The 25,404-nt window shown below is 66.2% G+C and carries 21 protein-coding genes; 17 read left to right on the top strand and 4 right to left on the bottom strand.

Features of this window, described 5'->3' with window-relative positions; genetic code table 11:
* The first annotated feature begins 50 nt into the window (after positions 1-50).
* The 5 genes from OG406_RS17360 (at position 51) to tuf (ending at position 8,943) form a co-directional block, all read left to right on the top strand.
* The gene (locus OG406_RS17360) at positions 51-3,950 is read left to right on the top strand and encodes a DNA-directed RNA polymerase subunit beta' (RefSeq protein ID WP_164373163.1); all 3,900 of its coding nucleotides are present in this window, start codon (positions 51-53) and stop codon (positions 3,948-3,950) included.
* A gap of 642 nt (positions 3,951-4,592) precedes the next feature.
* Positions 4,593-4,964, top strand: coding sequence for a 30S ribosomal protein S12 (gene rpsL / locus OG406_RS17355; RefSeq protein WP_003948652.1), 372 nt, complete (start codon positions 4,593-4,595; stop codon positions 4,962-4,964).
* Positions 4,965-4,966: 2 nt separating this feature from the next.
* On the top strand, positions 4,967-5,437 hold the full coding sequence (gene rpsG / locus OG406_RS17350; RefSeq protein ID WP_055517367.1) for a 30S ribosomal protein S7: 471 nt from the start codon (positions 4,967-4,969) through the stop codon (positions 5,435-5,437).
* A 39-nt stretch (positions 5,438-5,476) separates the two neighbouring features.
* Entirely contained in the window at positions 5,477-7,606 is a 2,130-nt protein-coding gene (gene fusA / locus OG406_RS17345; RefSeq protein ID WP_164373162.1) for an elongation factor G, read from the top strand.
* Between the two features lie 143 nt (positions 7,607-7,749).
* Positions 7,750-8,943 (top strand): elongation factor Tu, encoded by a 1,194-nt coding sequence (gene tuf / locus OG406_RS17340; RefSeq protein WP_081218875.1) that lies wholly within the window; start codon positions 7,750-7,752, stop codon positions 8,941-8,943.
* A 122-nt stretch (positions 8,944-9,065) separates the two neighbouring features.
* On the opposite strand, the gene OG406_RS17335 is transcribed toward tuf, so the two are convergent.
* From OG406_RS17335 to OG406_RS17325, 3 genes are all read right to left on the bottom strand, one after another.
* Positions 9,066-10,298 carry a cytochrome P450 gene (locus tag OG406_RS17335; RefSeq protein WP_329186539.1) on the bottom strand — a complete coding sequence of 411 codons (1,233 nt, stop codon included), beginning with the start codon at positions 10,296-10,298 and terminating at the stop codon, positions 9,066-9,068.
* 63 nt (positions 10,299-10,361) lie between these two features.
* Positions 10,362-10,991 (bottom strand): Uma2 family endonuclease, encoded by a 630-nt coding sequence (locus tag OG406_RS17330; protein ID WP_329186537.1) that lies wholly within the window; start codon positions 10,989-10,991, stop codon positions 10,362-10,364.
* Entirely contained in the window at positions 10,975-12,066 is a 1,092-nt protein-coding gene (locus OG406_RS17325) for a helix-turn-helix domain-containing protein (protein WP_329186535.1), read from the bottom strand. Before OG406_RS17325 ends, OG406_RS17330 begins: the two co-directional genes overlap by 17 nt.
* 413 nt (positions 12,067-12,479) lie before the next feature.
* On the opposite strand from OG406_RS17325, the gene OG406_RS17320 reads away from it, so the two are divergent.
* The 6 genes from OG406_RS17320 to OG406_RS17295 all read left to right on the top strand — a co-directional run bounded on the left by OG406_RS17320 (position 12,480) and on the right by OG406_RS17295 (position 20,876).
* Positions 12,480-13,334: a helix-turn-helix domain-containing protein gene (locus OG406_RS17320; protein WP_164373159.1), complete on the top strand. Its 855-nt coding sequence runs from the start codon at positions 12,480-12,482 to the stop codon at positions 13,332-13,334.
* A 5-nt stretch (positions 13,335-13,339) separates the two neighbouring features.
* A complete protein-coding gene (locus OG406_RS17315; protein WP_443067084.1) occupies positions 13,340-13,540 on the top strand; it encodes a DUF397 domain-containing protein in 201 nt (66 codons plus the stop codon).
* Positions 13,541-13,586: 46 nt separating this feature from the next.
* Positions 13,587-14,231, top strand: a complete 645-nt coding sequence (locus OG406_RS17310) for a hypothetical protein (RefSeq protein WP_329186530.1) — start codon at positions 13,587-13,589, stop codon at positions 14,229-14,231.
* A 141-nt stretch (positions 14,232-14,372) separates the two neighbouring features.
* Positions 14,373-18,965, top strand: a complete 4,593-nt coding sequence (locus OG406_RS17305; RefSeq protein WP_329186529.1) for an RHS repeat-associated core domain-containing protein — start codon at positions 14,373-14,375, stop codon at positions 18,963-18,965.
* Positions 18,966-19,713: 748 nt separating this feature from the next.
* A complete protein-coding gene (locus OG406_RS17300) occupies positions 19,714-20,184 on the top strand; it encodes a hypothetical protein (RefSeq protein ID WP_329186527.1) in 471 nt (156 codons plus the stop codon).
* A gap of 197 nt (positions 20,185-20,381) precedes the next feature.
* Positions 20,382-20,876 carry a hypothetical protein gene (locus OG406_RS17295; RefSeq protein ID WP_329186525.1) on the top strand — a complete coding sequence of 165 codons (495 nt, stop codon included), beginning with the start codon at positions 20,382-20,384 and terminating at the stop codon, positions 20,874-20,876.
* 53 nt (positions 20,877-20,929) lie between these two features.
* Here OG406_RS17295 and OG406_RS17290 read toward each other — a convergent pair whose 3' ends face one another.
* Positions 20,930-21,637 carry a hypothetical protein gene (locus tag OG406_RS17290; RefSeq protein WP_329186523.1) on the bottom strand — a complete coding sequence of 236 codons (708 nt, stop codon included), beginning with the start codon at positions 21,635-21,637 and terminating at the stop codon, positions 20,930-20,932.
* A 522-nt stretch (positions 21,638-22,159) separates the two neighbouring features.
* Between OG406_RS17290 and rpsJ the strand changes: the two genes are divergently transcribed.
* Genes rpsJ through rpsS form a run of 6 tightly spaced genes read left to right on the top strand, consistent with a single transcriptional unit; the run spans position 22,160 to position 25,377 of the window.
* Entirely contained in the window at positions 22,160-22,468 is a 309-nt protein-coding gene (rpsJ, locus tag OG406_RS17285; protein WP_003948644.1) for a 30S ribosomal protein S10, read from the top strand.
* 17 nt (positions 22,469-22,485) lie between these two features.
* The gene (gene rplC / locus OG406_RS17280) at positions 22,486-23,130 is read left to right on the top strand and encodes a 50S ribosomal protein L3 (protein WP_081218886.1); all 645 of its coding nucleotides are present in this window, start codon (positions 22,486-22,488) and stop codon (positions 23,128-23,130) included.
* Positions 23,131-23,134: 4 nt separating this feature from the next.
* Positions 23,135-23,791: a 50S ribosomal protein L4 gene (rplD, locus tag OG406_RS17275; RefSeq protein WP_164373152.1), complete on the top strand. Its 657-nt coding sequence runs from the start codon at positions 23,135-23,137 to the stop codon at positions 23,789-23,791.
* On the top strand, positions 23,791-24,207 hold the full coding sequence (gene rplW / locus OG406_RS17270) for a 50S ribosomal protein L23 (protein ID WP_189190335.1): 417 nt from the start codon (positions 23,791-23,793) through the stop codon (positions 24,205-24,207). Before rplD ends, rplW begins: the two co-directional genes overlap by 1 nt.
* A 39-nt stretch (positions 24,208-24,246) precedes the next feature.
* Positions 24,247-25,083, top strand: a complete 837-nt coding sequence (gene rplB / locus OG406_RS17265; protein ID WP_081218889.1) for a 50S ribosomal protein L2 — start codon at positions 24,247-24,249, stop codon at positions 25,081-25,083.
* A gap of 12 nt (positions 25,084-25,095) precedes the next feature.
* Positions 25,096-25,377 carry a 30S ribosomal protein S19 gene (gene rpsS / locus OG406_RS17260; protein WP_024755409.1) on the top strand — a complete coding sequence of 94 codons (282 nt, stop codon included), beginning with the start codon at positions 25,096-25,098 and terminating at the stop codon, positions 25,375-25,377.
* Positions 25,378-25,404: the final 27 nt, after the last annotated feature.

Raw genomic sequence — 25,404 nt, 5'->3', positions numbered from 1 at the left:
CCCCGTATCAGACCCCTAAGACTTACAACCCTGAGAGGGATTGACGCATAGTGCTCGACGTCAACTTCTTCGATGAGCTCCGGATCGGTCTGGCCACCGCTGACGACATCCGTCAGTGGAGCCACGGCGAGGTCAAGAAGCCCGAGACCATCAACTACCGCACCCTCAAGCCCGAGAAGGACGGACTCTTCTGCGAGAAGATCTTCGGTCCGACCCGGGACTGGGAGTGCTACTGCGGCAAGTACAAGCGTGTCCGCTTCAAGGGCATCATCTGTGAGCGCTGTGGCGTCGAGGTCACGCGCGCCAAGGTGCGTCGTGAGCGGATGGGCCACATCGAGCTTGCCGCTCCCGTCACCCACATCTGGTACTTCAAGGGCGTTCCGTCGCGGCTGGGCTACCTGCTCGACCTCGCCCCGAAGGACCTCGAGAAGGTCATCTACTTCGCCGCGTACATGATCACGTTCGTCGACGAGGAGCGCCGCACCCGCGACCTGCCCTCGCTGGAGGCTCACGTCTCCGTCGAGCGTCAGCAGGTCGAGAACCGTCGCGACGCCGACCTCGAGGCCCGCGCCAAGAAGCTCGAGACCGACCTGGCCGAGCTGGAGGCCGAGGGCGCCAAGGCCGACGTGCGCCGCAAGGTGCGCGAGGGTGCCGAGCGTGAGATGAAGCAGCTGCGCGACCGTGCGCAGCGCGAGATCGACCGTCTCGACGAGGTGTGGACCCGCTTCAAGAACCTCAAGGTCCAGGACCTGGAGGGCGACGAGCTCCTCTACCGCGAGCTGCGTGACCGCTTCGGCACGTACTTCGACGGTTCGATGGGTGCCGCGGCGCTGCAGAAGCGCCTCGAGTCCTTCGACCTGGACGAGGAGGCCGAGCGCCTCCGCGAGATCATCCGCACCGGCAAGGGCCAGAAGAAGACCCGTGCGCTCAAGCGCCTCAAGGTCGTCTCCGCGTTCCTGCAGACCAGCAACAGCCCCAAGGGCATGGTGCTCGACTGCGTGCCGGTCATCCCGCCGGACCTTCGCCCGATGGTGCAGCTGGACGGTGGCCGCTTCGCGACCTCCGACCTGAACGACCTGTACCGCCGTGTGATCAACCGCAACAACCGCCTGAAGCGCCTTCTCGACCTCGGTGCCCCCGAGATCATCGTGAACAACGAGAAGCGCATGCTCCAGGAGGCCGTCGACGCGCTCTTCGACAACGGCCGTCGTGGCCGCCCGGTGACGGGCCCCGGCAACCGTCCGCTGAAGTCGCTGTCCGACATGCTCAAGGGCAAGCAGGGTCGATTCCGTCAGAACCTGCTCGGCAAGCGTGTGGACTACTCCGCGCGTTCCGTGATCGTCGTCGGTCCGCAGCTGAAGCTGCACCAGTGCGGTCTGCCGAAGGCCATGGCGCTGGAGCTCTTCAAGCCGTTCGTGATGAAGCGCCTGGTGGACCTGAACCACGCGCAGAACATCAAGAGCGCCAAGCGGATGGTCGAGCGCGGCCGCACGGTCGTGTACGACGTCCTGGAAGAGGTCATCGCCGAGCACCCGGTTCTGCTGAACCGTGCGCCGACGCTGCACCGCCTCGGCATCCAGGCCTTCGAGCCGCAGCTGGTCGAGGGCAAGGCCATCCAGATCCACCCGCTCGTCTGCACCGCGTTCAACGCGGACTTCGACGGTGACCAGATGGCCGTGCACCTGCCGCTCTCCGCGGAGGCGCAGGCCGAGGCCCGCATCCTGATGCTGTCCTCGAACAACATCCTCAAGCCGGCCGACGGCCGCCCGGTCACGATGCCGACCCAGGACATGGTCCTCGGTCTGTTCTTCCTGACCACCGACGGCGACCTGCGGAACGTGAAGGGCGAGGACCGCTCCTTCGCTTCCGTGGCCGAGGCGATCATGGCGTTCGACGCCGGCGAGCTCTCGCTGCAGTCGCGCGTGGACATCCGCTTCCCGGTGGGCACCATCCCGCCGCGCGGCTGGACCCCGCCGGCCCGCGACGAGAACGAGCCGGAATGGCAGCAGGGTGACACCTTCCGCCTGCGGACGACCCTGGGCCGCGCGCTCTTCAACGAGCTGCTGCCCGAGGACTACCCGTTCGTCGACTACGAGATCGGCAAGAAGCAGCTCTCGGAGATCGTCAACGACCTCGCCGAGCGCTACCCCAAGGTCATCGTGGCGGCGACGCTCGACAACCTGAAGGCGGCCGGTTTCTTCTGGGCGACCCGTTCCGGTGTCACCGTGGCCATCTCCGACATCGTCGTTCCCGACGCGAAGCGCGCGATCGTCAAGGGCTACGAGGACCAGGACGAGAAGGTCCAGAAGCAGTACGAGCGTGGTCTGATCACCAAGGAAGAGCGCACGCAGGAGCTCATCGCGATCTGGACCAAGGCGACCAACGAGGTTGCCGAGGCGATGAACGCGAACTTCCCGAAGACCAACCCGGTTTCGATGATGGTGAACTCGGGCGCACGAGGCAACATGATGCAGATGCGTCAGATCGCCGGTATGCGTGGTCTGGTGTCCAACGCCAAGAACGAGACGATCCCGCGCCCCATCAAGGCCTCCTTCCGTGAAGGCCTGTCGGTGCTCGAGTACTTCATCTCGACCCACGGTGCCCGTAAGGGTCTGGCGGACACCGCTCTGCGTACCGCCGACTCGGGTTACCTCACCCGTCGTCTCGTGGACGTCTCGCAGGACGTCATCATCCGCGAGGAGGACTGCGGCACCGACCGTGGTCTGCGCCTGGCCATCGCCGAGCGCGGCGAGGACGGCGTGCTGCGCAAGACGGAGAACGTCGAGACCAGCGTGTACGCACGTGCGCTGGCCGAGGACATCACCGTCGACGGCAAGGTGCTGGCCCCGGCCAACACCGACCTCGGCGACGTCCTCATCGACGAGCTCGTCAAGCACGGCATCGAGGAGGTCAAGACCCGCTCAGTCCTGACCTGTGAGTCCGCCGTCGGCACCTGCGCCATGTGCTACGGCCGCTCGCTGGCCACCGGCAAGCTGGTCGACATCGGTGAGGCGGTCGGCATCATCGCCGCCCAGTCCATCGGTGAGCCCGGTACCCAGCTGACGATGCGTACCTTCCACACCGGTGGTGTGGCCGGTGACGACATCACCCAGGGTCTGCCCCGTGTCGTCGAGCTCTTCGAGGCTCGTACGCCGAAGGGTGTCGCCCCGATCTCCGAGGCCTCCGGCCGCGTGCGGATCGAGGAGACCGAGAAGACCAAGAAGCTCGTCGTCACCCCGGACGACGGCAGCGACGAGACGGCGTTCCCGATCTCGAAGCGTGCCCGTCTCCTGGTGTCGGAGGGCGAGCACGTCGAGGTGGGCCAGAAGCTCACCGTGGGTGCCACCAACCCGCACGACGTGCTGCGCATCCTGGGTCAGCGTGCCGTCCAGGTCCACCTGGTCGGAGAGGTCCAGAAGGTCTACAACTCGCAGGGTGTGTCGATCCACGACAAGCACATCGAGATCATCATCCGGCAGATGCTGCGCCGTGTGACGATCATCGAGTCGGGCGACGCGGAGCTGCTGCCCGGCGAGCTGGTCGAGCGTTCGAAGTTCGAGACCGAGAACCGTCGTGTGGTGCAGGAAGGCGGCCACCCGGCCTCCGGCCGTCCGCAGCTGATGGGTATCACCAAGGCCTCGCTGGCGACCGAGTCGTGGCTGTCGGCGGCGTCCTTCCAGGAGACGACCAGGGTTCTGACGGACGCGGCGATCAACGCCAAGTCCGACTCCCTGATCGGCCTCAAGGAGAACGTCATCATCGGTAAGCTCATCCCGGCCGGTACGGGTCTGTCCCGCTACCGCAACATCCGGGTGGAGCCGACCGAAGAGGCCAAGGCCGCGATGTACTCGGCCGTCGGTTACGACGACATCGACTACTCGCCGTTCGGCACCGGCTCCGGCCAGGCCGTCCCGCTGGAGGACTACGACTACGGTCCGTACAACCAGTGAGCGGTAGGCAGTAGGCAGTAGTACGGAGGGCGGTCATCCCCGGTGGGGGTGGCCGCCCTCCTGCGTGCGCCGTCCTCGAAGGCGTTCCGCGGCGGCAGGAGGGCTCCCTGCTCCGCATGCCGTGAGTGGGTTCCGGGGATGCCGCGGGAGCCGGTCCAGCGGCGGCGTACGCCCTTGCCGGTGAGCGGGGCCGAAGGCGCGGAGCGGGGAGCCGGCGGAAGCGCGTCGGTGTCCGGCGGACGCGGGCGTCGCCGACGCGTGGTGACCGGTCGGCGGCAGTCGGTCAGCATCCCGCGCGGTGTTCACGCACAGCGCAACCGACCTGGTCGTTCCGGGCCTCCGCGAAGCTGCGGGAGGGTCGGGGAACGCCCAGAATGGAAGGGGAGAAGTCCGGCGTGTCGGGCACCACGGCATTTGTTTTGACCGAAGTCCATGAGGTAGGTACCCTCAGACCTTGTGCCTGGGGTGTGCCCTGGCTCTGGTGCGTGCCTTCAAACCGCAACGAGAGCCGTAAGCGGCCACCGCAATCTGCGCCCTTCTCGCTTCACGGCGAGAGTCTGCAGTGTTCGACACACCCGACCGCGTGGGTCGGCGATGTTCCAGGTTAGCTTCACCATTCGGCACACAGAAACCGGAGAAGTAGTGCCTACGATCCAGCAGCTGGTCCGGAAGGGCCGGCAGGACAAGGTCGAGAAGAACAAGACGCCCGCACTCGAGGGTTCGCCCCAGCGTCGTGGCGTCTGCACGCGTGTGTTCACGACCACCCCGAAGAAGCCGAACTCGGCCCTGCGTAAGGTCGCGCGTGTGCGTCTGACCAGCGGGATCGAAGTCACCGCTTACATCCCGGGTGAGGGACACAACCTGCAGGAGCACTCGATCGTGCTCGTGCGCGGCGGCCGTGTGAAGGACCTGCCGGGTGTTCGCTACAAGATCATCCGCGGCTCGCTCGACACCCAGGGTGTCAAGAACCGCAAGCAGGCCCGCAGCCGCTACGGCGCCAAGAAGGAGAAGTAGAAATGCCTCGTAAGGGCCCCGCCCCGAAGCGCCCGGTCATCATCGACCCGGTCTACGGTTCCCCCCTGGTGACCTCCCTCATCAACAAGGTTCTGATGAACGGCAAGCGCTCCACCGCCGAGCGCATCGTTTACGGCGCCATGGAGGGTCTGCGTGAGAAGACGGGCAACGACCCGGTCATCACGCTGAAGCGCGCGCTTGAGAACATCAAGCCGACCCTCGAAGTCAAGTCCCGCCGCGTCGGCGGTGCGACGTACCAGGTGCCGATCGAGGTCAAGCCCGGTCGCGCCAGCACGCTCGCGCTGCGTTGGCTCGTCGGTTACTCCCGCGCCCGTCGCGAGAAGACGATGACCGAGCGTCTGCTCAACGAACTTCTCGACGCCTCCAACGGCCTTGGTGCCGCTGTGAAGAAGCGCGAGGACACCCACAAGATGGCCGAGTCCAACAAGGCCTTCGCGCACTACCGCTGGTAGTCGCTACCCCCATCGAGACCGAGAGAAGACCGAAGCCTTATGGCTACCACTTCACTTGACCTGGCCAAGGTCCGCAACATCGGGATCATGGCGCATATCGACGCGGGTAAGACGACCACCACCGAGCGGATCCTCTTCTACACCGGCGTCAGCTACAAGATCGGTGAGGTCCACGACGGCGCTGCCACCATGGACTGGATGGAGCAGGAGCAGGAGCGTGGCATCACGATCACCTCTGCTGCCACCACCTGTCACTGGCCGCTTGAGGACGACGACTACACGATCAACATCATCGACACCCCCGGGCACGTCGACTTCACGGTCGAGGTGGAGCGTTCGCTCCGCGTCCTCGACGGTGCCGTCACGGTGTTCGACGGTGTCGCCGGTGTCGAGCCGCAGTCCGAGACGGTGTGGCGTCAGGCCGACCGTTACGGCGTGCCGCGCATCTGCTTCGTGAACAAGCTGGACCGTACCGGCGCCGAGTTCCACCGCTGCGTGGACATGATCAAGGACCGCCTCGGCGCTGTCCCGATCATCATGCAGCTCCCGATCGGTGCCGAGATGGACTTCCAGGGCGTTGTGGACCTCGTCCGCATGAAGGCGCTCGTGTGGTCCGCCGAGGCGGCCAAGGGCGAGATGTACGACGTCGTCGACATCCCGGCCACGCACGTCGAGGCAGCTGAGCTGTACCGCGGTCAGCTGGTCGAGACCGTCGCGGAGCACGACGACGAGATCATGGAGCTGTTCCTGGAGGGCCAGGAGCCCACCGAGGAGCAGCTGTACGCCGCGATCCGTCGCGTCACCATCGCGTCCGGCAAGTCCGAGGGCGTCACGGTCACCCCGGTGTTCTGTGGCACCGCGTTCAAGAACAAGGGCGTTCAGCCCCTGCTCGACGCGGTCGTGCGCTACCTCCCGACTCCGCTTGACGTCGAGGCCATCGAGGGCCACGACGTGAAGGACGCGGAGCTCGTGATCAAGCGCAAGCCGTCGACCGACGAGCCGCTGTCCGCGCTCGCGTTCAAGATCATGAGCGACCCGCACCTGGGCAAGCTCACCTTCGTCCGGGTTTACTCGGGCCGCCTGGAGACCGGCACTGCGGTGCTGAACTCCGTCAAGGGCAAGAAGGAGCGCATCGGCAAGATCTACCGCATGCACGCGAACAAGCGTGAGGAGATCGAGGCGGTGGGCGCCGGCGACATCGTCGCCGTGATGGGTCTGAAGCAGACCACGACCGGTGAGACGCTCTGCGATGACAAGAACCCGGTGATCCTGGAGTCCATGGACTTCCCGGCGCCGGTCATCCAGGTCGCCATCGAGCCCAAGTCCAAGGGTGACCAGGAGAAGCTGGGTGTAGCCATCCAGCGTCTCGCGGAGGAGGACCCCTCCTTCCACGTTCACTCGGACGAGGAGACGGGCCAGACCATCCTCGGCGGTATGGGCGAGCTGCACCTCGAGGTGCTGGTCGACCGTATGAAGCGCGAGTTCAGGGTCGAAGCCAACGTCGGTAAGCCGCAGGTCGCCTACCGCGAGACGATCCGCAAGACCGTCGAGCGTCACGACTACACCCACAAGAAGCAGACCGGTGGTACCGGTCAGTTCGCCAAGGTGCAGATCGCGATCGAGCCCATCACCGAGACCGACGGTCCGGCGTACGAGTTCGTGAACAAGGTCACCGGTGGCCGTATCCCGCGGGAGTACATCCCGTCGGTGGACGCCGGTGCGCAGGAGGCCATGCAGTTCGGCATCCTGGCCGGTTACGAGATGACGGGTGTGCGCGTCACCCTCATCGACGGTGGCTACCACGAGGTCGACTCCTCGGAGCTCGCCTTCAAGATCGCCGGTTCGCAGGCGTTCAAGGAGGCCGCTCGCAAGGCCGGCCCCGTGCTGCTCGAGCCGATGATGGCCGTCGAGGTCACCACGCCCGAGGAGTCGATGGGTGATGTCATCGGCGACCTCAACTCCCGCCGTGGCCAGATCCAGGCCATGGAGGAGCGCAGCGGCGCTCGCGTCGTGAAGGGCCTCGTGCCCCTCTCGGAGATGTTCGGCTACGTCGGAGACCTCCGCAGCAAGACGTCGGGTCGCGCAAGCTACTCGATGCAGTTCGACTCCTACGCCGAGGTTCCCAGGAACGTCGCCGAGGAGATCATCGCGAAGGCCAAGGGCGAGTAACACACCCCGTTTACACGCTTTAGGCTTGACACCGACCGCCGGGGATGACCCGGGAGGGAAAACCCCGGCGGGCGGCATCCCAGCAAAGATCACCTGGCGCCGATGAGTAAGGCGTACCAGAACCACTCCGCAGGAGGACCCCAGTGGCGAAGGCAAAGTTCGAGCGGACTAAGCCGCACGTCAACATCGGCACCATCGGTCACATCGACCACGGTAAGACGACCCTCACGGCCGCCATTACCAAGGTGCTGCACGACGCGTACCCGGACCTGAACGAGGCCTCGGCCTTCGACCAGATCGACAAGGCTCCCGAAGAGCGCCAGCGCGGTATCACCATCTCGATCGCGCACGTCGAGTACCAGACGGAGGGCCGTCACTACGCCCACGTCGACTGCCCCGGTCACGCTGACTACATCAAGAACATGATCACGGGTGCGGCGCAGATGGACGGCGCCATCCTCGTCGTCGCCGCGACCGACGGCCCGATGCCGCAGACCAAGGAGCACGTGCTCCTGGCCCGCCAGGTCGGCGTTCCGTACATCGTCGTCGCCCTGAACAAGGCCGACATGGTGGACGACGAGGAGATCCTGGAGCTCGTCGAGCTCGAGGTTCGTGAGCTCCTCTCCGAGTACGAGTTCCCGGGCGACGACCTTCCGGTCGTCAAGGTCTCGGCGCTCAAGGCGCTCGAGGGCGACAAGGAGTGGGGCCAGTCGGTCCTGGACCTCATGGCCGCCGTCGACGAGGCGATCCCGACCCCCGAGCGTGACGTCGACAAGCCGTTCCTCATGCCCGTCGAGGACGTCTTCACGATCACCGGTCGCGGTACGGTCGTCACCGGCCGTATCGAGCGTGGTGTCCTGAAGGTCAACGAGACCGTTGACATCATCGGCATCAAGCAGGAGAAGACCACCACCACGGTCACCGGCATCGAGATGTTCCGCAAGCTGCTCGACGAGGGCCAGGCCGGTGAGAACGTCGGTCTGCTCCTCCGTGGCATCAAGCGCGAGGACGTCGAGCGCGGCCAGGTCATCATCAAGCCCGGTTCGGTCACGCCGCACACCGAGTTCGAGGCCCAGGCCTACATCCTGTCGAAGGACGAGGGTGGCCGTCACACCCCCTTCTTCAACAACTACCGCCCGCAGTTCTACTTCCGCACCACGGACGTGACCGGCGTCGTGACCCTCCCCGAGGGCACCGAGATGGTCATGCCGGGCGACAACACTGAGATGAAGGTCGAACTCATCCAGCCCGTCGCCATGGAAGAGGGCCTGAAGTTCGCCATCCGTGAGGGTGGCCGGACCGTGGGCGCCGGCCAGGTCACCAAGATCAACAAGTAATTGTTGACCGTATGACCTGGTAGCTCCTTCACGAGCTCCAGAAAGGGCCCGTACGACTTCGGTCGTGCGGGCCCTTTCGCTGTTCCCGGACGGGTCACCGTCGCGGGCGCCTGTCCATGCCGTCACCAGCGGACGGGCAGGCTCCGCGGTCCACGGACCATCGCGCGCCGGCGGAACGGCACCTGGTCGACGTGCACGGCCAGGCGCAGTCCCGGGAGCCGGTCCAGCAGGGTGTCGACCAGCAGCTCGGTCTGCATCCGGGCGAAGCCGGCGCCGGCGCAGTGGTGCGGCCCGCTGCCGAAGGCGAGGTGAGCCCCGGCGTCCCGGCCGACGTCGAGCCGGTCGGGGTCGGGGAAGACGTCCGGGTCGCGGTTGGCGGCGAGGTAGGACACGTAGACCGGTTCGCCGGCGGAGATCCGCACGCCGTGCACGTCGACGTCCTCCAGGGCGATACGGGCGAGGCCCACGGACGCGCGGTGCGGGAGGTGGCGCAGCAGCTCGTCGACGGCCGCGGTACGGGACTCGGGCTGCCCGCGGAGCCGTTCGTACAGCGCGGTGTCCGTCAGCATGAGGAACAGCATCTGCCCGCACGTGTGGGTGACGGCGTCACCGCCGGTCTGGAGCGGTCCCGCGAGGCCGACCGCCTCGGCGTCGCTGATGTCCCCGCGCCCGACGGCGGCACCGAGCAGCGACAGCACGTCCAGGTCCGTACTCTCGTGGCGCTCCCGCACGGTGCTGCCGATCCACTCGTAGAGAGCGGACAGGGCCCCCTTCGCCCGCTTCGCGGTGTCGGCGCAGCCGTCGGTCGAGCCGATCTGCCGCACCCAGGCCTGCACCTGCCGGCGCTCTCCCGAGGGCACGCCCATGACCTCGCAGGCGACGGCGACGGGGAAGGGTTCGAGGACGCGCTCGACGAGGTCGGCCGGGGGGCCGTCGTGCAGCATGCCGTCCACCAGCTCGTCGAGCATCTGCTGCGCGTGCGGCCTCAGCCGTTCCACGGCGCTGTCAGTGAAGGCGCTCTCGACCGTGCGGCGCAGCCGGCCGTGATCGGGCGGATCGGCGAAGGCCAGGCATCCGGGGTCGGGCTCGAAGGTGGGCGCGGGGCGGGTGATCGGCAGCTCGACGGCAGCGGCCCGGCTGAACCGGGGGTCGTCGGCGATCATCCGTACGCCCTCGTACCGGGTCGCGAGCCAGGCCCAGCCCTCCCCGTGCGGCAGCCTGATCCGGGCGAGGGGCCCGTCCTGCATCAACTCGGCCAGCACGGGATCGAAGTCGGTCCCTTTCACGTCCCCCGCGATCCAGTCCCGCACGGGAGGAAGGTTCTGCCCGGTCAGCAGGGTGGTCTGTTCAGCCATGCTTCCACTGTCCGTGGACGGGTGGGGGGTGTCGCGGGGGAGTGGGCCAGGTGGCGGGGGGAGTCAGGACGACGGGTCGGTGGCGGTGCTGTCCGTGGGGGTGTCTCCGTAGCGGGGGAGCCCGACCGTGGAGATGGTCCAGTCGGCGATCGTGACGTCCTCGCCGTACAGGAAGTCCTTGCGGGTGGCGTAACGAGGGCCGCTGGGGGTCGGGTGGATGTCGGAGAGTACGGCGCCGGTGGCGGTGCGGGGGTCGAAGATCGCGTAGATCGGGATGCCGAGGCACGGGTAGTCGCGTGTCTTGCCGACCCAGTCGTTCTCAGGGTTGGAGCGGGACACCACTTCGATGGCGGCGATCAGCGTCCGTCCGTCGATGGAACCCGGGACGTCCATGTCGGCCATCGCGATGACCATGACGTCGGGATGCCGCATGATGCCCTCGGATTCGGCTTCCACGTCCGGAGTGCCCGTGTGGGCCACGAGCTCCTCCGGCATGACCTTCTCCAGGCGCCTTCGGAGGTGCATGGTGGTCAGTTCATGTGGGCCGACGGGCGCCAGCATGTCGTGGACGATCCCTTCCTTGGTGATCTCGAATTTGCCCGGAAGCGTGTCGTCCATCGATTCCAGGAATTCGCGCATCGCCCGGTAGAGGTGGTGGGCGTCTCGCCGCGCGTTGTCAGGGACGATGCTCATGGCGTGCGCTCCTCGTCTCTGCCCGGGGGCAAGGGTCGTCACGTTCATGCTGGGCGGCTCCCTCCGGCCGGGGTCGGTGGCGGCAGTCGCGGCAGTGGCCCGGTTCCGGGGCGCGGAAGGCGCGGTCGCAGCCGTCGCAGTTCTGGAGGGGGTCCCGGTGCGGGGGCGGGAGCGTTGCGGGGAGCGGGGGCGGCAGCAGCTCGGTCAGGCGGTGGGCGAGCAGGGCGGCCGGGTGGCGGAGCGGCTCGGGGAGGTCCGCGGTCAGGGCCCGGCGCACGGCCTCGGGGGTGGGCCCGCGTTCCAGCCAGGCGGTGACGGCGGGCGCGAGACGGAGAAGGTCGCGTTCGGCGAGCAGGAGGCGGGGGTCGTACCGGTGCAGGCCGGCGAGAAGGTCGGCCGCGGTGCGGTCGCCGTCCGGGCCGGGGGTCTGTGGGGTGGGGAGCGTCGGCCTGCGCCGGGCCTGCGCGGGGATTTCGCCGGATGCCGGGGGAGGGACGGCGGGGGCCGGGGGTGTCCCGACCGGAGGGGTGGGCGGCTCGACCGGTGAGTCGGCGCGGGCGGTGGGGGGCCCGACGGATGGCTCGACGCACGTGATGGGGCCGTCCGGGGCTCCCTGCGCGCGGGTGAGGATCGGGTCGCTTCGCAGGGGGCGGAGGGGGTCGACGCGTGCGCGCCCTGGATGCCGGAGGCCCGCGAGCGCGGCCCGGGCGCGCTGTACGGCGGATTCCCGAGGCTGGTTGTACGACACCGTGTGCGTGACCACCTGGCCGCTCGGGAGTCGTTCCCGGGTACGGGAGAGGTAGCCGTGCGCCTCCAACTCCCGTAAGGCGGATGCGATCCGCGTCTCGCCTTCGGGGAAGCGTGCCGTGAGCGACTTGATGTCGACGCGGGCCCCGCTGGGCAGCGACTGGATGTGGGCGCCGAGGCCGATCGCGAGGAGCGACAGCTCGCGGTGCTGGGCGAGGTGGTTGCCGATCACGGTGTAGCGCGTGGTCTGGCGGACGTTGATGTGGGTGATACCCCGCGGAATCCGGGGTTGGGCGCACGAGGGCGCGCTAAGGTTTTGGGTATCCATCGGGAAGGTTGCTGCTTCCTTGTTGGTGAGGCCCTCGATCGGGATGCCAGTCCCGGCCGGGGGCCGTCGTATGTCCGCGGTGGTGCGTGCCCCACCCACTGATGGTGGGGCTGCGGTTGTGGTTCGCCGCGAGCATATGCCCCCCAACGTGCGGAGAATCCAGCTCAGTTGGCGATTGTCACCCTTGCGGGTGATCTGGCGGCCGACGGGAGGCTGGTGGGGTTGGCAGGGGTTCTCTCCCCGGTACTTGGGATCTTTTACGTCGCGTGCGACCGCGTCGTCGTGCACCGAGACGTGAAGATCCGCGCTCCGGTGCGACCGTGCCCCCGTACGTACACGGGCTGTCCGCCCGCTGTCCCGTTCTGTCCCGGCTGTCCTGGGTGCCGGACGGGAAGGGTGGGCGTTGGAGGTGGGTGGGAGTGAACGGTGACGGTACGGACGAGCCGGGGTGGGACGTCAGCCCCGAGGACGAGATCGCCCCGGTGGTCGAGGCGGCGGGCCGCCAGGTCAGGCTGTGGCGAGAGGCCGCGGGGATGCGCGTCGTCGAGCTGGGGCAGGCGATCGGCTACGGGGAGGACCTGGTCCGCAAGGTGGAGCGGGGGGCCCGGATTCCCCGGGCGGAGTTCCTGGACAGGGCGGACGGGGTTCTGAACGCGGGCGGGCATATCGCGGCGTTCAAGGAGGACATGGAGAGGGCTCGCTACCCGAAGAAGGTGCGGGAGCTGGCTCAGCTGGAGGCCAGGGCCGTCGAGCAGTTGCTGTACAGCAACCACAACATCCATGGGTTGTTGCAGACGGAGGAGTATGCGCGGGCGCTGCTCGGCACATGGCGTCCGGCGTACTCATCGGACGAGCTGGAGCGCATGGTCGCGGCGAGGGTGGCTCGGAAAACCGTCTTCGAACGCGTGCCGGCACCTGAGCTGAGTTTCGTCCAAGAAGAGGTGACGCTGCGCCGCCCTGTGGGAGGCACAATGGTGCTGCGCCGACAACTCGAACACATGCTGGAGCTGGCCCAGTTGCCGTACGTGGAGCTCCAGGTGATGCCGACAAGTCGCGCCGATCACCCGGGCACGGGTGGGCGGATCCAGGTGCTGAAGTTCGGAGACGGCACTGCCGCCGGGCGTACGGACGACGAGTTCGCCGGACGCCCTGTCTCCGAACCGCGGCAGCTCAGGGTCCTGGAACTGCGGTATGGCATCATCCGGGCCCAGGCGCTCACACCGAGGGAGTCCGTGGCCTTCATCGAGCGACTGCTGGGAGAAACGTGATCCACATGACCTCTGCCGAGGAAGCCGCGGGCCTTCAGTGGCGCAGGAGCAGCTACAGCGACAGCAGTAACGGAAACGACTGCGTCGAGGTGGCCACCGCTCCGCCGAGGGTCCACGTCCGGGACTCCAAGCGCCCGGACGGCGCGCACCTCACCCTGGCTCCCTCCACCTGGTCGGCGTTCCTCACCTTCGCCGCGCAGGGCTGAACCGTCCCTGCGCCGCTGCACATCCCACCCGAGTGACGGAGCGGTGATGCACCCAGGCAGCGACGCCCGGCCTGTGTTCGCGGCCCTGGGGGGAGTCGTGGAGATCGGTGCGCTGAACCACGCAGGAACCTGGAAGACGTCGGACACGTCGGTGGGAGATTTCCTGGCCCTGAGGCGGGATGAGGTGGCGCGGATCGTGGCCGGCGTCCAGGCGGTCGGCCGGTTCAGCGACCCGGTCATGGCCGAGGCACACGAACTGGGATACCTGCGCGACCATCCTGTCGACGTGCGGTCCCTGCTGCTCTGGTCGGCGGGAGTCACCTGGGCACCTCGGGGTCCGCGGCCCTCGGAGGATGACCTGGCCTACCTGGAAGATCCGCAGGTGATGCGCCGTATGTGCCGCATGGGCGCGGATCTCCAACTCACCTGTCTGCTGGATGGTTTGGTGGCCGCAGGGGTGGGGGCGGGAGTCGGGCTTCCGGAGGGGACGGACGAGATCGCCTCGATCCTCCGTCTCGCATGCGAACTCGTGGACGGCACGGGGCGCAACACTCCGGAGGGGGTGTTCCGCATGTGGCGGGTCGCTCACCTGCCCGGCCTCCTCGACCCGAATGCGGCTGCGCCGGAGTGGGTCAGGGCGGGGCATCGTGCGTACGACGAGGAACTGGAACGGCTGCTGACGCCGATGTGATGCCGGCGGGACGGCTTCACGGGGACGGCTGGGAAGCGAACCCCTGTTCCCTGTAAGTTCGCGTGTGCATACGCACGTTGTCATTGGTGTTGCTGTCACGGGGGTTGCGGCATGGCGGGGAATCGGCCGGGTGACTGGCATGTGTTGGATCTGGAGAGGGATCCGACGCCGGGTGATCCGGATCGGGTGCGGCATCTGTCGAAGAATCTGCATGACTTCGCCGATGACGTGGGTGATGCGCTGCGTCTGATCAAGGGGATGGCGGACGAGGACACGGTTCTGCAGTGGGCGGGGAAGTCGGCGAAGGCGTTTCAGGACGAGTTCGCCGGTGTGCCGAAGCAGTTGAAGAAGTTGAAGAAGTCGTACGAGATGGCGGGGGATGCCCTGGCCGCGTACTGGCCGAAGCTGGAGCGGGCGCAGGCACTGGCGGACAAGGCCCTGGCGAAGGGGCGGGACGCGCAGTCCGATCTTTCGTCGGCGAAGTCGCGTCTTTCGTCTGCTGATTCGTGGGTGACGCGGGCGAACAAGGAAGCGGACAAGTACAAGGACGACCCGACCGGCAGCAAGGATGCCGAGAAGCCGGACGAGGCGAAGGTACGGGCCGCCACGCGGGATGCCCAGCATGCCAAGTCCGCGCACGACAGTGCTCAGTCGGATGTGACGACGGCGAGCAACGCGCTGGATGCGGCGAAGAAGATGGCTGCGGATGCGCGGACGATGCGGGAGGAGGCGGCGCGGGACGCTAAGTCGAAGATCGACGAGGCGTCGGATGCCGGGATTCACAACCGGAAGTGGTGGGAGGAGGTCGGGGACTGGTTCTCCGACAACTGGGACACCATCGTCGCAGTGTGCAAGGTCGTCGTCGCCGTGCTCGGCATCATCGCGATGATCATCGGAGGGCCGATTCTCGGCGCGATCGTGCTGATCGCCGCCCTGGTCGTCCTGGCGGACACCCTCAACAAATACGCGAAGGGGCAGGCGTCCCTATGGGATGTGGCCTTCGCTGCGCTGGACTGCATACCCGGCATGAAGGGCCTGACCACCCTCGGCGGCCTGGCCAAGGGCCTCAAGGGGGGCCTCGCCGCGATGAAGGGCCTCAAGGGCGGCCTGAAGGGGATGAGCCTGGCGGCGCGGGGGCTGGGCAAGAACGCCCGGGGGATGCTCGCGGACGGGGCGAAGGGCGCGTACAACCGGGTCAAGAGCGTGGTTCGCTCCAAGGGCAGCGACCCTGTGGACATGGCCACCGGGGCGATGTTCCTACCTCAGACCGACGTTGAACTTCCCGGCAACCTTCCTCTGGCCTTCACGCGACGGATTGCGTCCGACTATCGCTGCGGGTGGTGGTTCGGCCCTGGCTGGGCTTCCACCATCGACCAGCGTCTCGAGGTCGACGACCGAGGCGCTGTCTTCGTCACCGAAGAAGGTCTGCTTCTGGCCTATTCCCACCCAACAGGACCTGGCATACCCGTTCATCCGGAGGCCGGCCCACGGTGGGGCCTGACTCTCCTCGGCGACGGTGGCTACCGCGTCGACGATCCGCTCTCCGGTCACGCTCGCCACTTTGCCGCTCCTGCAGGCGGTGTTGCCAGGCTCACGCATATATCCGACCGCAACAACAACACCATCACGGTTGACTACGACGAGTACGAAGCTCCCGTGGCCATCCGCCACTCGGGCGGGTATCACCTCAAACTGGATACCCAAGACGGCCGCGTCACCGCTCTGGCTCTGGCGGACACCGCCCCCGACGGATCTGACGTCGTCATCAAGCGCTATCGGTACACCGATGGCAATCTCACCGAGGTCGTGAACTCGACTGGTCTTCCTTTGCGGTTCACGTACGACGATCGTCTCCGCATCACGTCGTGGACTGACACCAACGACAGTCGTTACGAGTATGAGTACGACGAGCACGACCGTTGTGTCGGCGAAGGCGGCGAGGCGGGCCACATCACCATCGCCCTCGACTATGACGGAAGCGACCCGGCCTGGCCGAACTGCCGCATCACCAGCCTGACTACGGCCGACGGCGCCATCACACGCTTCGTCATCAACGAAGCCAGTCAGGTCATCGCCGACATTGACTCCCTCGGTTCAGTGGTCCGTACCGAGTACGACGCTCATCACCACGTTGTGTCGCGCACCAATGAACTGGGCCACTCCACGCGTTTTGTCGTCGATGAGAGGGGCTCTGTGACGGAAGTCCTCCGCCCGGACTCTGCGACGATGAGCATCGACTACAACGACCTGAACCGTCCCACGATCATCCTTATGCCTGACGGAGCGTCCTGGTACAGAGAATACGACGAGCGCGGAAACTGCACGGCCATGACCGATCCGGTGGGGGCCACCACTCGGTTCACCTACGACACCGTGGGTCAACTCGTCGCAGTGACAGACGCTTTGGGCAATGTCAGGACCGTCCAGTGTGACCCGGCGGGACTTCCGGTGGCAGCAACCGACCCCCTCGGCGCAATGACCACCTGGCAGCGTGATGCATTTGGTCGCATAGTCACCTACACGGATCCGGAGGGCCACAGTACTCAGATCGAATGGACAGTCGAGGGTCAGATTGCCAGCCGCACGACTGCGGACGGCGCCGTTGAGAGCTGGTCCTACGACGGGGAGGGCAACTGCACCAGCCATACGACACCTGCAGGCGCCACCACGCTCTTCGAGTACACCCACTTCGACCTGCCGTCCGCTCGGGTCGGTCCAGACGGGGCGCGGTACGAATTCATCCACGATCAGAACCTTCGGCTTACCAGCGTCATCAATCCGCAAGGTCTGACATGGGAGTACGAACACAATGCAGCCGGGCATCTGATCTCGGAGTCCGATTTCGACGACCGGAGCGTCGCGTATACCTACGACAAGGCGGGACGCCTTACCACTCGCACAGACATCCTCGGCAATCGCGTCCACTACGAACGCGACATCCTCGGAGATGTGGTCAAGAAAGTCACTGACGACGGTGCCACTGAGTTCGCGTACGACCCGAATCGACGGTTGGTCGAAGCGAACGGGCCGGATGTGTCGCTCACTCTTGAGCTCGACCCGAGCGGGCAGGTCATCTCGGAGACTGTTGGCGGCCGCAGCACAACCTACTGCCGTGACGCGCTGGGACGCCTGAAAGGTCGAACGACCCCCTCCGGGGCCTCTACGACCTGGACGTACGATGCGGCAGGTAACCGCACACAGCTGAACGCCTCAGGCCACAGTGTGCTCTTCGAGCGGGACTGGTCGGGCAACGAGGTCCGTCGCTCGGTGGGTGAGAACATCACCCTCACACACGCTTATGACGGCCTCGGCCGCCGTACTTCCCTGTCACTGAGCGCCCGCGGTGAAGTTCCCGTGCTGCACCGTGCCTACCGTTTCGGTGCGGACGGAAATCTCGTAGGCGACGATGACCAGGTCCACGGCGATCGTCGATTCGATCTGGATCTCGCCGGCCGTGTCACGGCCGTGCACGCCAATAACTGGACCGAGAGCTATGCGTACGATGGAGCGGGCAATCTCACCCGTGCCTCCTGGCCCGCGAAATATTTCGGTAAAGATTCCACCGGAGACCGTGCATACGTTGGTACGAGGCTCGTCGGTTCAGGCGGCACCGGCTACGAGTACGACGCCTTGGGTCGAACGGTTCTCCGACGGAAAAAACGACTGTCGCGCAAGCCTGACACCTGGCGTTACACATGGGATGTCGAAAGCAGGTTGACATCGGTTACGACACCGGACGGAACGCTTTGGCGATACATGTACGATCCGCTTGGGCGGCGTACGGCCAAGCAGCGCATCGCTGAGGACGGGCGAACCGTTGCGGAGCAGGTGGTTTTCACATGGGACGGTGCCACTCTTTGCGAGCAGACCACGCGTGAACGGTCTTACTCTCATGCGGTAACGGTCACATGGGACTATGACGGCTTCCACCCGATAGCGCAGACGGAACGTATCGCGGAGGCCGAAGCGCCTCAGGAGGAAATAGACTCACGGTTCTTCGGTATCATTACCGATCTCATCGGTACGCCGACAGAGCTCTTCGACGAAGGTGGTGCAGTCGCGTGGCGAGCACGGTCTAACCTCTGGGGCAAAGCGGCGTGGAATGCCGATGCTACGGCTTACACGCCATTGCGATTCCCTGGCCAGTACTATGATCCAGAGTCGGGGCTCCACTACAACTATTTCCGCTTGTATGATCCGGAGAGTGCGCGCTACCTGACGCCTGACCCTCTCGGCCTGGCGCCCGCTCCGAATCCAGTTGCTTACGTCCACAACCCGCACACTGGAATAGACCCGCTCGGGTTGAGCCCCTACTACAGCGATATCGCGCCGAACGGCCAGCGAGGTCCTGCCTATGCGGAGGTCAGCCCGCAGACTTTGGACGATGCGGCCAACAAGCTGATCGGGAGTCCTCCGGGGCGCGGGCCCAGGTACGCGCCCCCTGGATTCCAGGGTGGTGCCGCCGGTCATTCGAGGGGACATCTGATCGGCCAGCAGTTCGGAGGGGACGGTCGGGACATGCGGAATATCGTCACGCAAGGTACGGCACAAAACAATGGACCGATCTCCGATGCCGAAGACCTGATCGCTGGGCATGTTAGATCTTCCGGCAACACCGTCACCATGAGTGTGACTCCTGAATATGCCAACGGTGGAAATGTTCCCAGCCACGTGCTTATAGAGGCTGCGGATGACTTCGGCTGGTCGTTCAGTCGGCGACTGTCGAATCTGTAGAGAGGTGTATCTCATGACTGGATCGGATCGTGTGGGTGCGGACGATCTCTCGGATCTCACATCACTCTGTCCGCCTCCAGAAATGCCCCGTCTGCCGTCACCGTGTGAGGTCCCGAGACTTCCTCAAAGCCATCATGCTCTGGTTGACGCTTATGGAACCGGATGCTTTGACGAATTCCTATGGATCTTCGCGGCGGGTGCGGACAACGCGAACCTCGACATCGGAATCGCTACCGGAACAATGCGGTCCATCCTGGACAGCAAAGCCGCTCCAGATCTCCGTGAAGCTCTTGCACGACACCAGTCGGAGCCAGGAGACCTCATCCAGTGGGGTACGACCGACAACGGGGACTCTCTACTGTGGATTCCTGACGGGGACCCTGCCGACTGGCCGACCGTAATCATCCAGGCTGGGCAGCTTGACTTCATCGTCTCGTCGAGAACTTCAACGGGGGTCGTGCTGGACCTCTTGACCAGAGAGCTTCAACCTCCGTTCTTTCCGGAGGACTTCCCGAGCCCCCGCCCTGTGTTCTCCCCGAATCCGTACGAGTAGGCAGCGTCCTACGGGATGTTCTAGGCGGCACTCGTGTAGAGCGTTCCCGGGTAGCGCCGGAGCTGCGGGACTGCGTCACGGCTCCCGTCTATTCAGTCGCGGAGCGGTTCGCGTCCTGGGAGCGCGTGGTTGATCATCGAAGCGGTGGAGGATCGCTGTGTGGGCCAGCGTCAGGGGGAGCGGTGAAGTACCGGCATGACATCCGGTCCTAACTGGGACACCGGCGAGGGTCTGATCCGTGTCCATGACCCCGCCGAGGTGGACGCCGCCTTCGAGCGGGGCAACGGACACCTCGGGACCGCGGTGATCGGGCTGGCCTTCAACTGTTCTCTGGAGGAAGCCTCGCCGCGGATCGGCAGGGCGATGCGGCTGTCGGACATCGACCAGCGCGTGTTTGCGTTCACCGCGGCCGGTGTCGCGGCCCGGCTCAATGGGGCGTTGACGCCGGAGTTGTACGCCGCGCTGCGCGCGGAAGGCCCCGGCCGCATGAGTATCGCTGTGAACGCGATCGCCGACACCCTGTGTTTCGTGCCGTTCCGCGATCTGCCGCTGTGGCTCAAGTGGTGGAAGGTCGAGTCGAGGATTCGGGACAAGCTGGAGACCTGGCGGCTGGAGTTCGTGTACGCGGTCGGTGATGTCCGGAAGACCCTGCGCAGGAAGAGCTGACCGGTGTCCGGGAGCGAGTGACGGACGCGTTCGATGGACGGCTGGGTGGAACGCGAGTTCAACTTGCCTGGCCTTGGTCCGTGCGTTGTCCCCGTTGCCGGGAATGGCGACTACAGCTTCAACTGGGGTGCGCACGCCGAGCCTTTCGCGGACCATGAGTTCCCTTGAGGCTCGGAGCGCACCGGAAGGAAGGCCTCGTGGCGCACGAGATGTTTCGTTCCGCGCCGGAAACCAATGCTGCATGGGCCGCGTTGCCCGCGGCGGTCAGGGACGCCGTCGCTGGGTGTGACGCGGAGCGCCTTGAAGTGGAGCGCTCCCGGGTCGCCCCGGAGCTGCGGGAGAGGATCACGTCCCCCGTCTATTCGGTCCAGGAGCGGTTCGCATCCTGGGAGCGTGTGGTCCGCCGCATGGAGCCCGGGTGGGCGAGCGATGATTTCTATCCCATCAGCGCCTATGCGAACGACCTCGACTCCCGTGACTCGCTGGGGCAGTTGATGAATACACAGCTCGCGGAGGCGCGGGAGGGCAGCCTGAGCCGGCTGCTGTCGCAGTTGGACGAGCGCTTCGTGGCCGCGACAGTTCCGGATCCCGAGCATTCGCTCCGTGCCTGGGTGCGTCCGACCAGGACGAGGCCCGAGGCGGAACTCGGAGTGTGGTGGAAGCGCAGGCCGCTACGTGATCCCTGGGACTGATCATCGAGGCGGCGGAGTATCGCTGTGCTGGGAAGCAATCGGGGCAACGACCCTCAGTGCGTGAGGCGTTGCCCCAGCACCGGCAGCAGCCGATCCCTCAGCAGGCGGCCCGCCGGCTCCGTCGACAGCCACAGGAGCTTGTGGCGGCTGCCGTCTCGCATGGTCGCCGTCATCCCGGACGTCGAGAGGCCCCGGTGGAGGCTGGCCTCCGACAGTTCGGCGAGGGGGATCACCTTGTTCGTGCGGTGGACCGAGCGAACGCTCTCGGCGTCGAAGGGGATCACCTCGTAGGGGTCCTTCGCCGAGACGCCCGAGCCGCTCGCCGAGTTCGCCACGGAATCCATCAGGCCGCTGCGCACGCGGATCAGGGCGTCCGGGAGCAGCCACAGCTCGCCGTGTATCCAGTCCAGCCACCCCGTCGTACAGGTGCGAGCCAGCAGACGGGCGGGCAGCAGGCGCAGCCGGGAGGCGCGGGCGACAGCCTCGTCCAGCAGGGCGCTCCAGGCATCGACGGAGCGGATGCGGCGTGGCTCCTCGGCGGTATGCGTGGGGGAGGAGAAGAAGAGGCGGGCCCAGCCGCTTCGGTGCACGTCCACGGTCAGCAGGACGTGCCAGTCGGCCGACGCGATCCGGATGCCCAGGTGCTCGCCGTCCTCCGACCACAGCACGCGAGAGGGCTGTAGCCCTTCGGTCGACCAGAGCCCTCTCTGGAAGTCCAGGACCTCTGCCATCCGCTCCAGGGGTATGTCATCTCGCGTCACGTCGGTGATCCTGCCGCAACGCGATCCCGCGGGCCGGTGTCGTCTGCCTCTCAGGGCATGTTCACGCCACCCAATTCGGCGTCGGCCGGAGAGTGCAAGGGGTCCTGGGTTTGACCTGCGTCACCTTAGGGGTACGATCCTCGGCTCGATTGGCCAGGTCCCTGCCCCGTATGGCAGACTAGCGGGGTTGCTCGGTCGAGTGCCGATGCTGCGCGCCTCCCGTCGGGAGGACTGGAAGCGAGTCCCACAGTACTCGTCGCTCGATCTGCCGTAAGGCAGCGCTCGGGCGGACGTACGGGAATCTTCCGGGAAGTGTCAGCGGGGTGCAGGCCAGGCGCCCGGTGGGTGTTCAGCCCCCGGTCCAGCGGTTGCTTTCGGGCGAGCCGCGTCCCTCGCAGGGAAATCCGTTGACGGATATCTGTGCGGCAGGAGCGCGACACACCCGACCGCGTGGGTCGGAGACCAGGACGCGAACCCCCGGGTTCCAGAGCGTTTCACTAGACAAAGGACTACTGAGTAGCCATGGCGGGACAGAAGATCCGCATCCGGCTCAAGGCCTACGACCACGAGGTCATCGACTCCTCGGCGAAGAAGATCGTCGAGACGGTGACGCGCACTGGTGCGTCGGTCGCGGGCCCGGTGCCGCTGCCCACTGAGAAGAACGTGTACTGCGTCATCAAGTCGCCGCACAAGTACAAGGACTCGCGCGAGCACTTCGAGATGCGCACGCACAAGCGCCTCATCGACATCCTCGACCCGACGCCCAAGACCGTTGACTCCCTGATGCGACTCGACCTTCCGGCCGGTGTCGACATCGAGATCAAGCTCTAGGGATCGGTGATCTGAGAATGGCTAAGCAGATCAAGGGAATCCTGGGCGAGAAGCTCGGCATGACGCAGGTGTGGGACGAGAACAACCGTGTTGTTCCCGTCACCGTCGTCAAGGCCGGCCCGAACGTCGTGACCCAGGTCCGTACGAATGACTCCGACGGCTACGAGTCGGTCCAGATCGCCTTCGGCGAGATTGACCCGCGCAAGGTGAACAAGCCCCTCAAGGGTCACTTCGCCAAGGCCGACGTCACGCCCCGCCGCCACCTCGTCGAGATCCGTACCGCTGACGCCAGCGAGTACACCCTCGGCCAGGAGATCACCGCTGAGGTGTTCGAGGCCGGCCTCAAGGTGGACGTGACCGGCAAGAGCAAGGGCAAGGGCTTCGCCGGTGTCATGAAGCGTCACAACTTCAAGGGCCTCGGCGCCGGACACGGTGTCCAGCGCAAGCACCGCTCTCCCGGCTCCATCGGTGGCTGTGCCACCCCGGGCCGTGTGTTCAAGGGCGTCCGCATGGCGGGCCGCATGGGCAACGAGCGGGTCACCACCCAGAACCTGACCGTTCACGCCGTTGACGCGGAGAAGGGCCTGCTCCTCATCAAGGGAGCGATCCCTGGTCCGAACGGCGGCCTCGTCCTGGTCCGTACCGCGGCCAAGGGGGCCTGAGGACATGAGCACCATTGACATTCTGTCGCCCTCCGGCGACAACGCCGGGACCGTAGAGCTCCCGGCCGAGATCTTCGATGTAGAGAAGATCAGCATCCCGCTGCTCCACCAGGTTGTCGTCGCGCAGCTGGCCGCGGCCCGTCAGGGCACGCACAAGGTCAAGCGTCGTGGCGAGGTCCGTGGTGGTGGCCGCAAGCCTTACCGCCAGAAGGGCACCGGCCGCGCCCGTCAGGGCTCGACCCGCGCGCCTCAGTTCGCCGGCGGTGGCGTCGTTCACGGCCCCACCCCGCGTGACTACTCGCAGCGGACCCCGAAGAAGATGAAGGCCGCGGCCCTGCGCCACGCCCTCACCGACCGGGCCCGCAACGCTCGCATCCACGTCATCACCGGCGTGATCGAGGGCGAGAACCCCTCCACCAAGGCCGCGAAGAGCTTCCTCGGCAAGGTCAGCGAGCGCAAGAACGTGCTCCTGGTCATCGAGCGCTCCGACGAGGCCGCGCTGCTCTCCGCGCGCAACCTGCCCCAGGTCCACATCCTGGAGCCGGGCCAGCTCAACACGTACGACGTTCTCGTCTCGGACGACGTGGTCTTCACCCAGGCCGCTTTCGAGTCCTTCGTGTCTGGCCCCCAGGCCGCTGACACCGAAGGGAGCGAAGCCTGATGGCTACGCGTCACCCGAGCATTGCCTCGAAGGCCGCCAAGGCCAAGAAGGTCGCGCGCGTCGCCAAGGCGAAGCGCCACGAGGCCGAAGGCAAGAACACCGTCGAGACCCCGCTGAGCAAGAGCTTCACGGACCCCCGTGACGTCCTCCTCAAGCCGGTCGTCTCGGAGAAGAGCTACGCGCTGCTCGACGAGGGCAAGTACACCTTCGTCGTCGACCCGCGGGCCAACAAGACCCAGATCAAGCAGGCCGTCCAGGCGGTCTTCTCGGTCAAGGTCACCGGGGTCAACACGATCAACCGTCAGGGCAAGCGCAAGCGCACCAAGACGGGCTTCGGCAAGCGTGCTGACAGCAAGCGCGCGATCGTGACCCTCGCTGAGGGCGACCGTATCGACATCTTCGGCCAGGCCTCCTAACGGAGCGCCCTGGTCCGAATATCGGACGAGGACTGAGAAATGGGAATCCGCAAGTACAAGCCGACTACGCCGGGCCGTCGTGGCTCCAGCGTCGCCGACTTCGTCGAGGTCACGCGGTCCACGCCGGAGAAGTCGCTGGTCCGCCCGCTGCACAGCAAGGGCGGCCGTAACAACGCCGGTCGTGTGACCGTTCGCCACCAGGGTGGCGGACACAAGCGCGCCTACCGAGTGATCGACTTCCGTCGTCACGACAAGGACGGCGTGCCGGCGAAGGTCGCGCACATCGAGTACGACCCCAACCGCACCGCGCGCATCGCGCTGCTTCACTACGCGGACGGCGAGAAGCGCTACATCCTCGCCCCCCGCAACCTGTCGCAGGGTGACCGCGTCGAGAACGGTCCCGGGGCCGACATCAAGCCGGGCAACAACCTGGCGCTCCGCAACATCCCGGTCGGTACCACGATCCACGCGATCGAGATCCGTCCCGGTGGCGGCGCCAAGTTCGCCCGCTCCGCCGGTGCCTCGGTGCAGCTGCTCGCGAAGGAGGGCACCATGGCCCACCTCCGCATGCCGTCGGGTGAGATCCGCCTGGTCGACCAGCGCTGCCGCGCCACGGTCGGCGAGGTCGGTAACGCCGAGCAGAGCAACATCAACTGGGGTAAGGCCGGCCGTAAGCGCTGGCTGGGCGTTCGCCCGTCCGTCCGCGGTGTGGCGATGAACCCGGTTGACCACCCGCACGGTGGTGGTGAGGGCAAGACCTCCGGTGGTCGCCACCCGGTCTCCCCGTGGGGTCAGAAGGAGGGTCGTACTCGTTCGCCGAAGAAGGCTTCGAACAAGTACATCGTCCGCCGCCGCAAGACGAACAAGAAGCGCTAGGAGCGGGTTTAGATGCCGCGCAGTCTCAAGAAGGGACCCTTCGTCGACGGACACCTTGTAAAGAAGGTGGACGTACAGAACGAAGCCGGTACCAAGAACGTCATCAAGACCTGGTCCCGTCGCTCGATGATCATCCCGGCCATGCTCGGCCACACGATCGCGGTGCACAACGGCAAGACCCACATCCCGGTGTTTGTCACCGAGTCGATGGTCGGCCACAAGCTCGGCGAGTTCTCGCCGACGCGCACCTTCCGGGGTCACGTCAAGGACGACCGGAAGTCGAAGCGCCGCTAACGCGGGGTGGAATCGACCATGACAGAC

The organism is Streptomyces sp. NBC_01428 (genome assembly GCF_036231965.1).
Classification (GTDB): domain Bacteria; phylum Actinomycetota; class Actinomycetes; order Streptomycetales; family Streptomycetaceae; genus Streptomyces.
The sequence above is the reverse complement of the archived record's forward strand: the minus strand, read 5'-3'. Positions and strand labels throughout refer to the sequence as shown.

What these genes read in the sequence shown, in the direction of transcription:
- rpsG (WP_055517367.1), top strand. Translation starts at nt 4,967, where the DNA reads ATGCCTCGTAAGGGCCCCGCCCCGAAGCGCCCGGTCATCATCGACCCG.
- fusA (WP_164373162.1), top strand. Translation starts at nt 5,477, where the DNA reads ATGGCTACCACTTCACTTGACCTGGCCAAGGTCCGCAACATCGGGATC.
- OG406_RS17335 (WP_329186539.1), bottom strand. Translation starts at nt 10,298, where the DNA reads ATGGCTGAACAGACCACCCTGCTGACCGGGCAGAACCTTCCTCCCGTG.
- OG406_RS17330 (WP_329186537.1), bottom strand. Translation starts at nt 10,991, where the DNA reads ATGAGCATCGTCCCTGACAACGCGCGGCGAGACGCCCACCACCTCTAC.
- OG406_RS17325 (WP_329186535.1), bottom strand. Translation starts at nt 12,066, where the DNA reads ATGGATACCCAAAACCTTAGCGCGCCCTCGTGCGCCCAACCCCGGATT.
- OG406_RS17315 (WP_443067084.1), top strand. Translation starts at nt 13,340, where the DNA reads ATGACCTCTGCCGAGGAAGCCGCGGGCCTTCAGTGGCGCAGGAGCAGC.
- OG406_RS17310 (WP_329186530.1), top strand. Translation starts at nt 13,587, where the DNA reads ATGCACCCAGGCAGCGACGCCCGGCCTGTGTTCGCGGCCCTGGGGGGA.
- OG406_RS17300 (WP_329186527.1), top strand. Translation starts at nt 19,714, where the DNA reads ATGACATCCGGTCCTAACTGGGACACCGGCGAGGGTCTGATCCGTGTC.
- rpsJ (WP_003948644.1), top strand. Translation starts at nt 22,160, where the DNA reads ATGGCGGGACAGAAGATCCGCATCCGGCTCAAGGCCTACGACCACGAG.
- rplC (WP_081218886.1), top strand. Translation starts at nt 22,486, where the DNA reads ATGGCTAAGCAGATCAAGGGAATCCTGGGCGAGAAGCTCGGCATGACG.
- rplD (WP_164373152.1), top strand. Translation starts at nt 23,135, where the DNA reads ATGAGCACCATTGACATTCTGTCGCCCTCCGGCGACAACGCCGGGACC.
- rplW (WP_189190335.1), top strand. Translation starts at nt 23,791, where the DNA reads ATGGCTACGCGTCACCCGAGCATTGCCTCGAAGGCCGCCAAGGCCAAG.
- rplB (WP_081218889.1), top strand. Translation starts at nt 24,247, where the DNA reads ATGGGAATCCGCAAGTACAAGCCGACTACGCCGGGCCGTCGTGGCTCC.
- rpsS (WP_024755409.1), top strand. Translation starts at nt 25,096, where the DNA reads ATGCCGCGCAGTCTCAAGAAGGGACCCTTCGTCGACGGACACCTTGTA.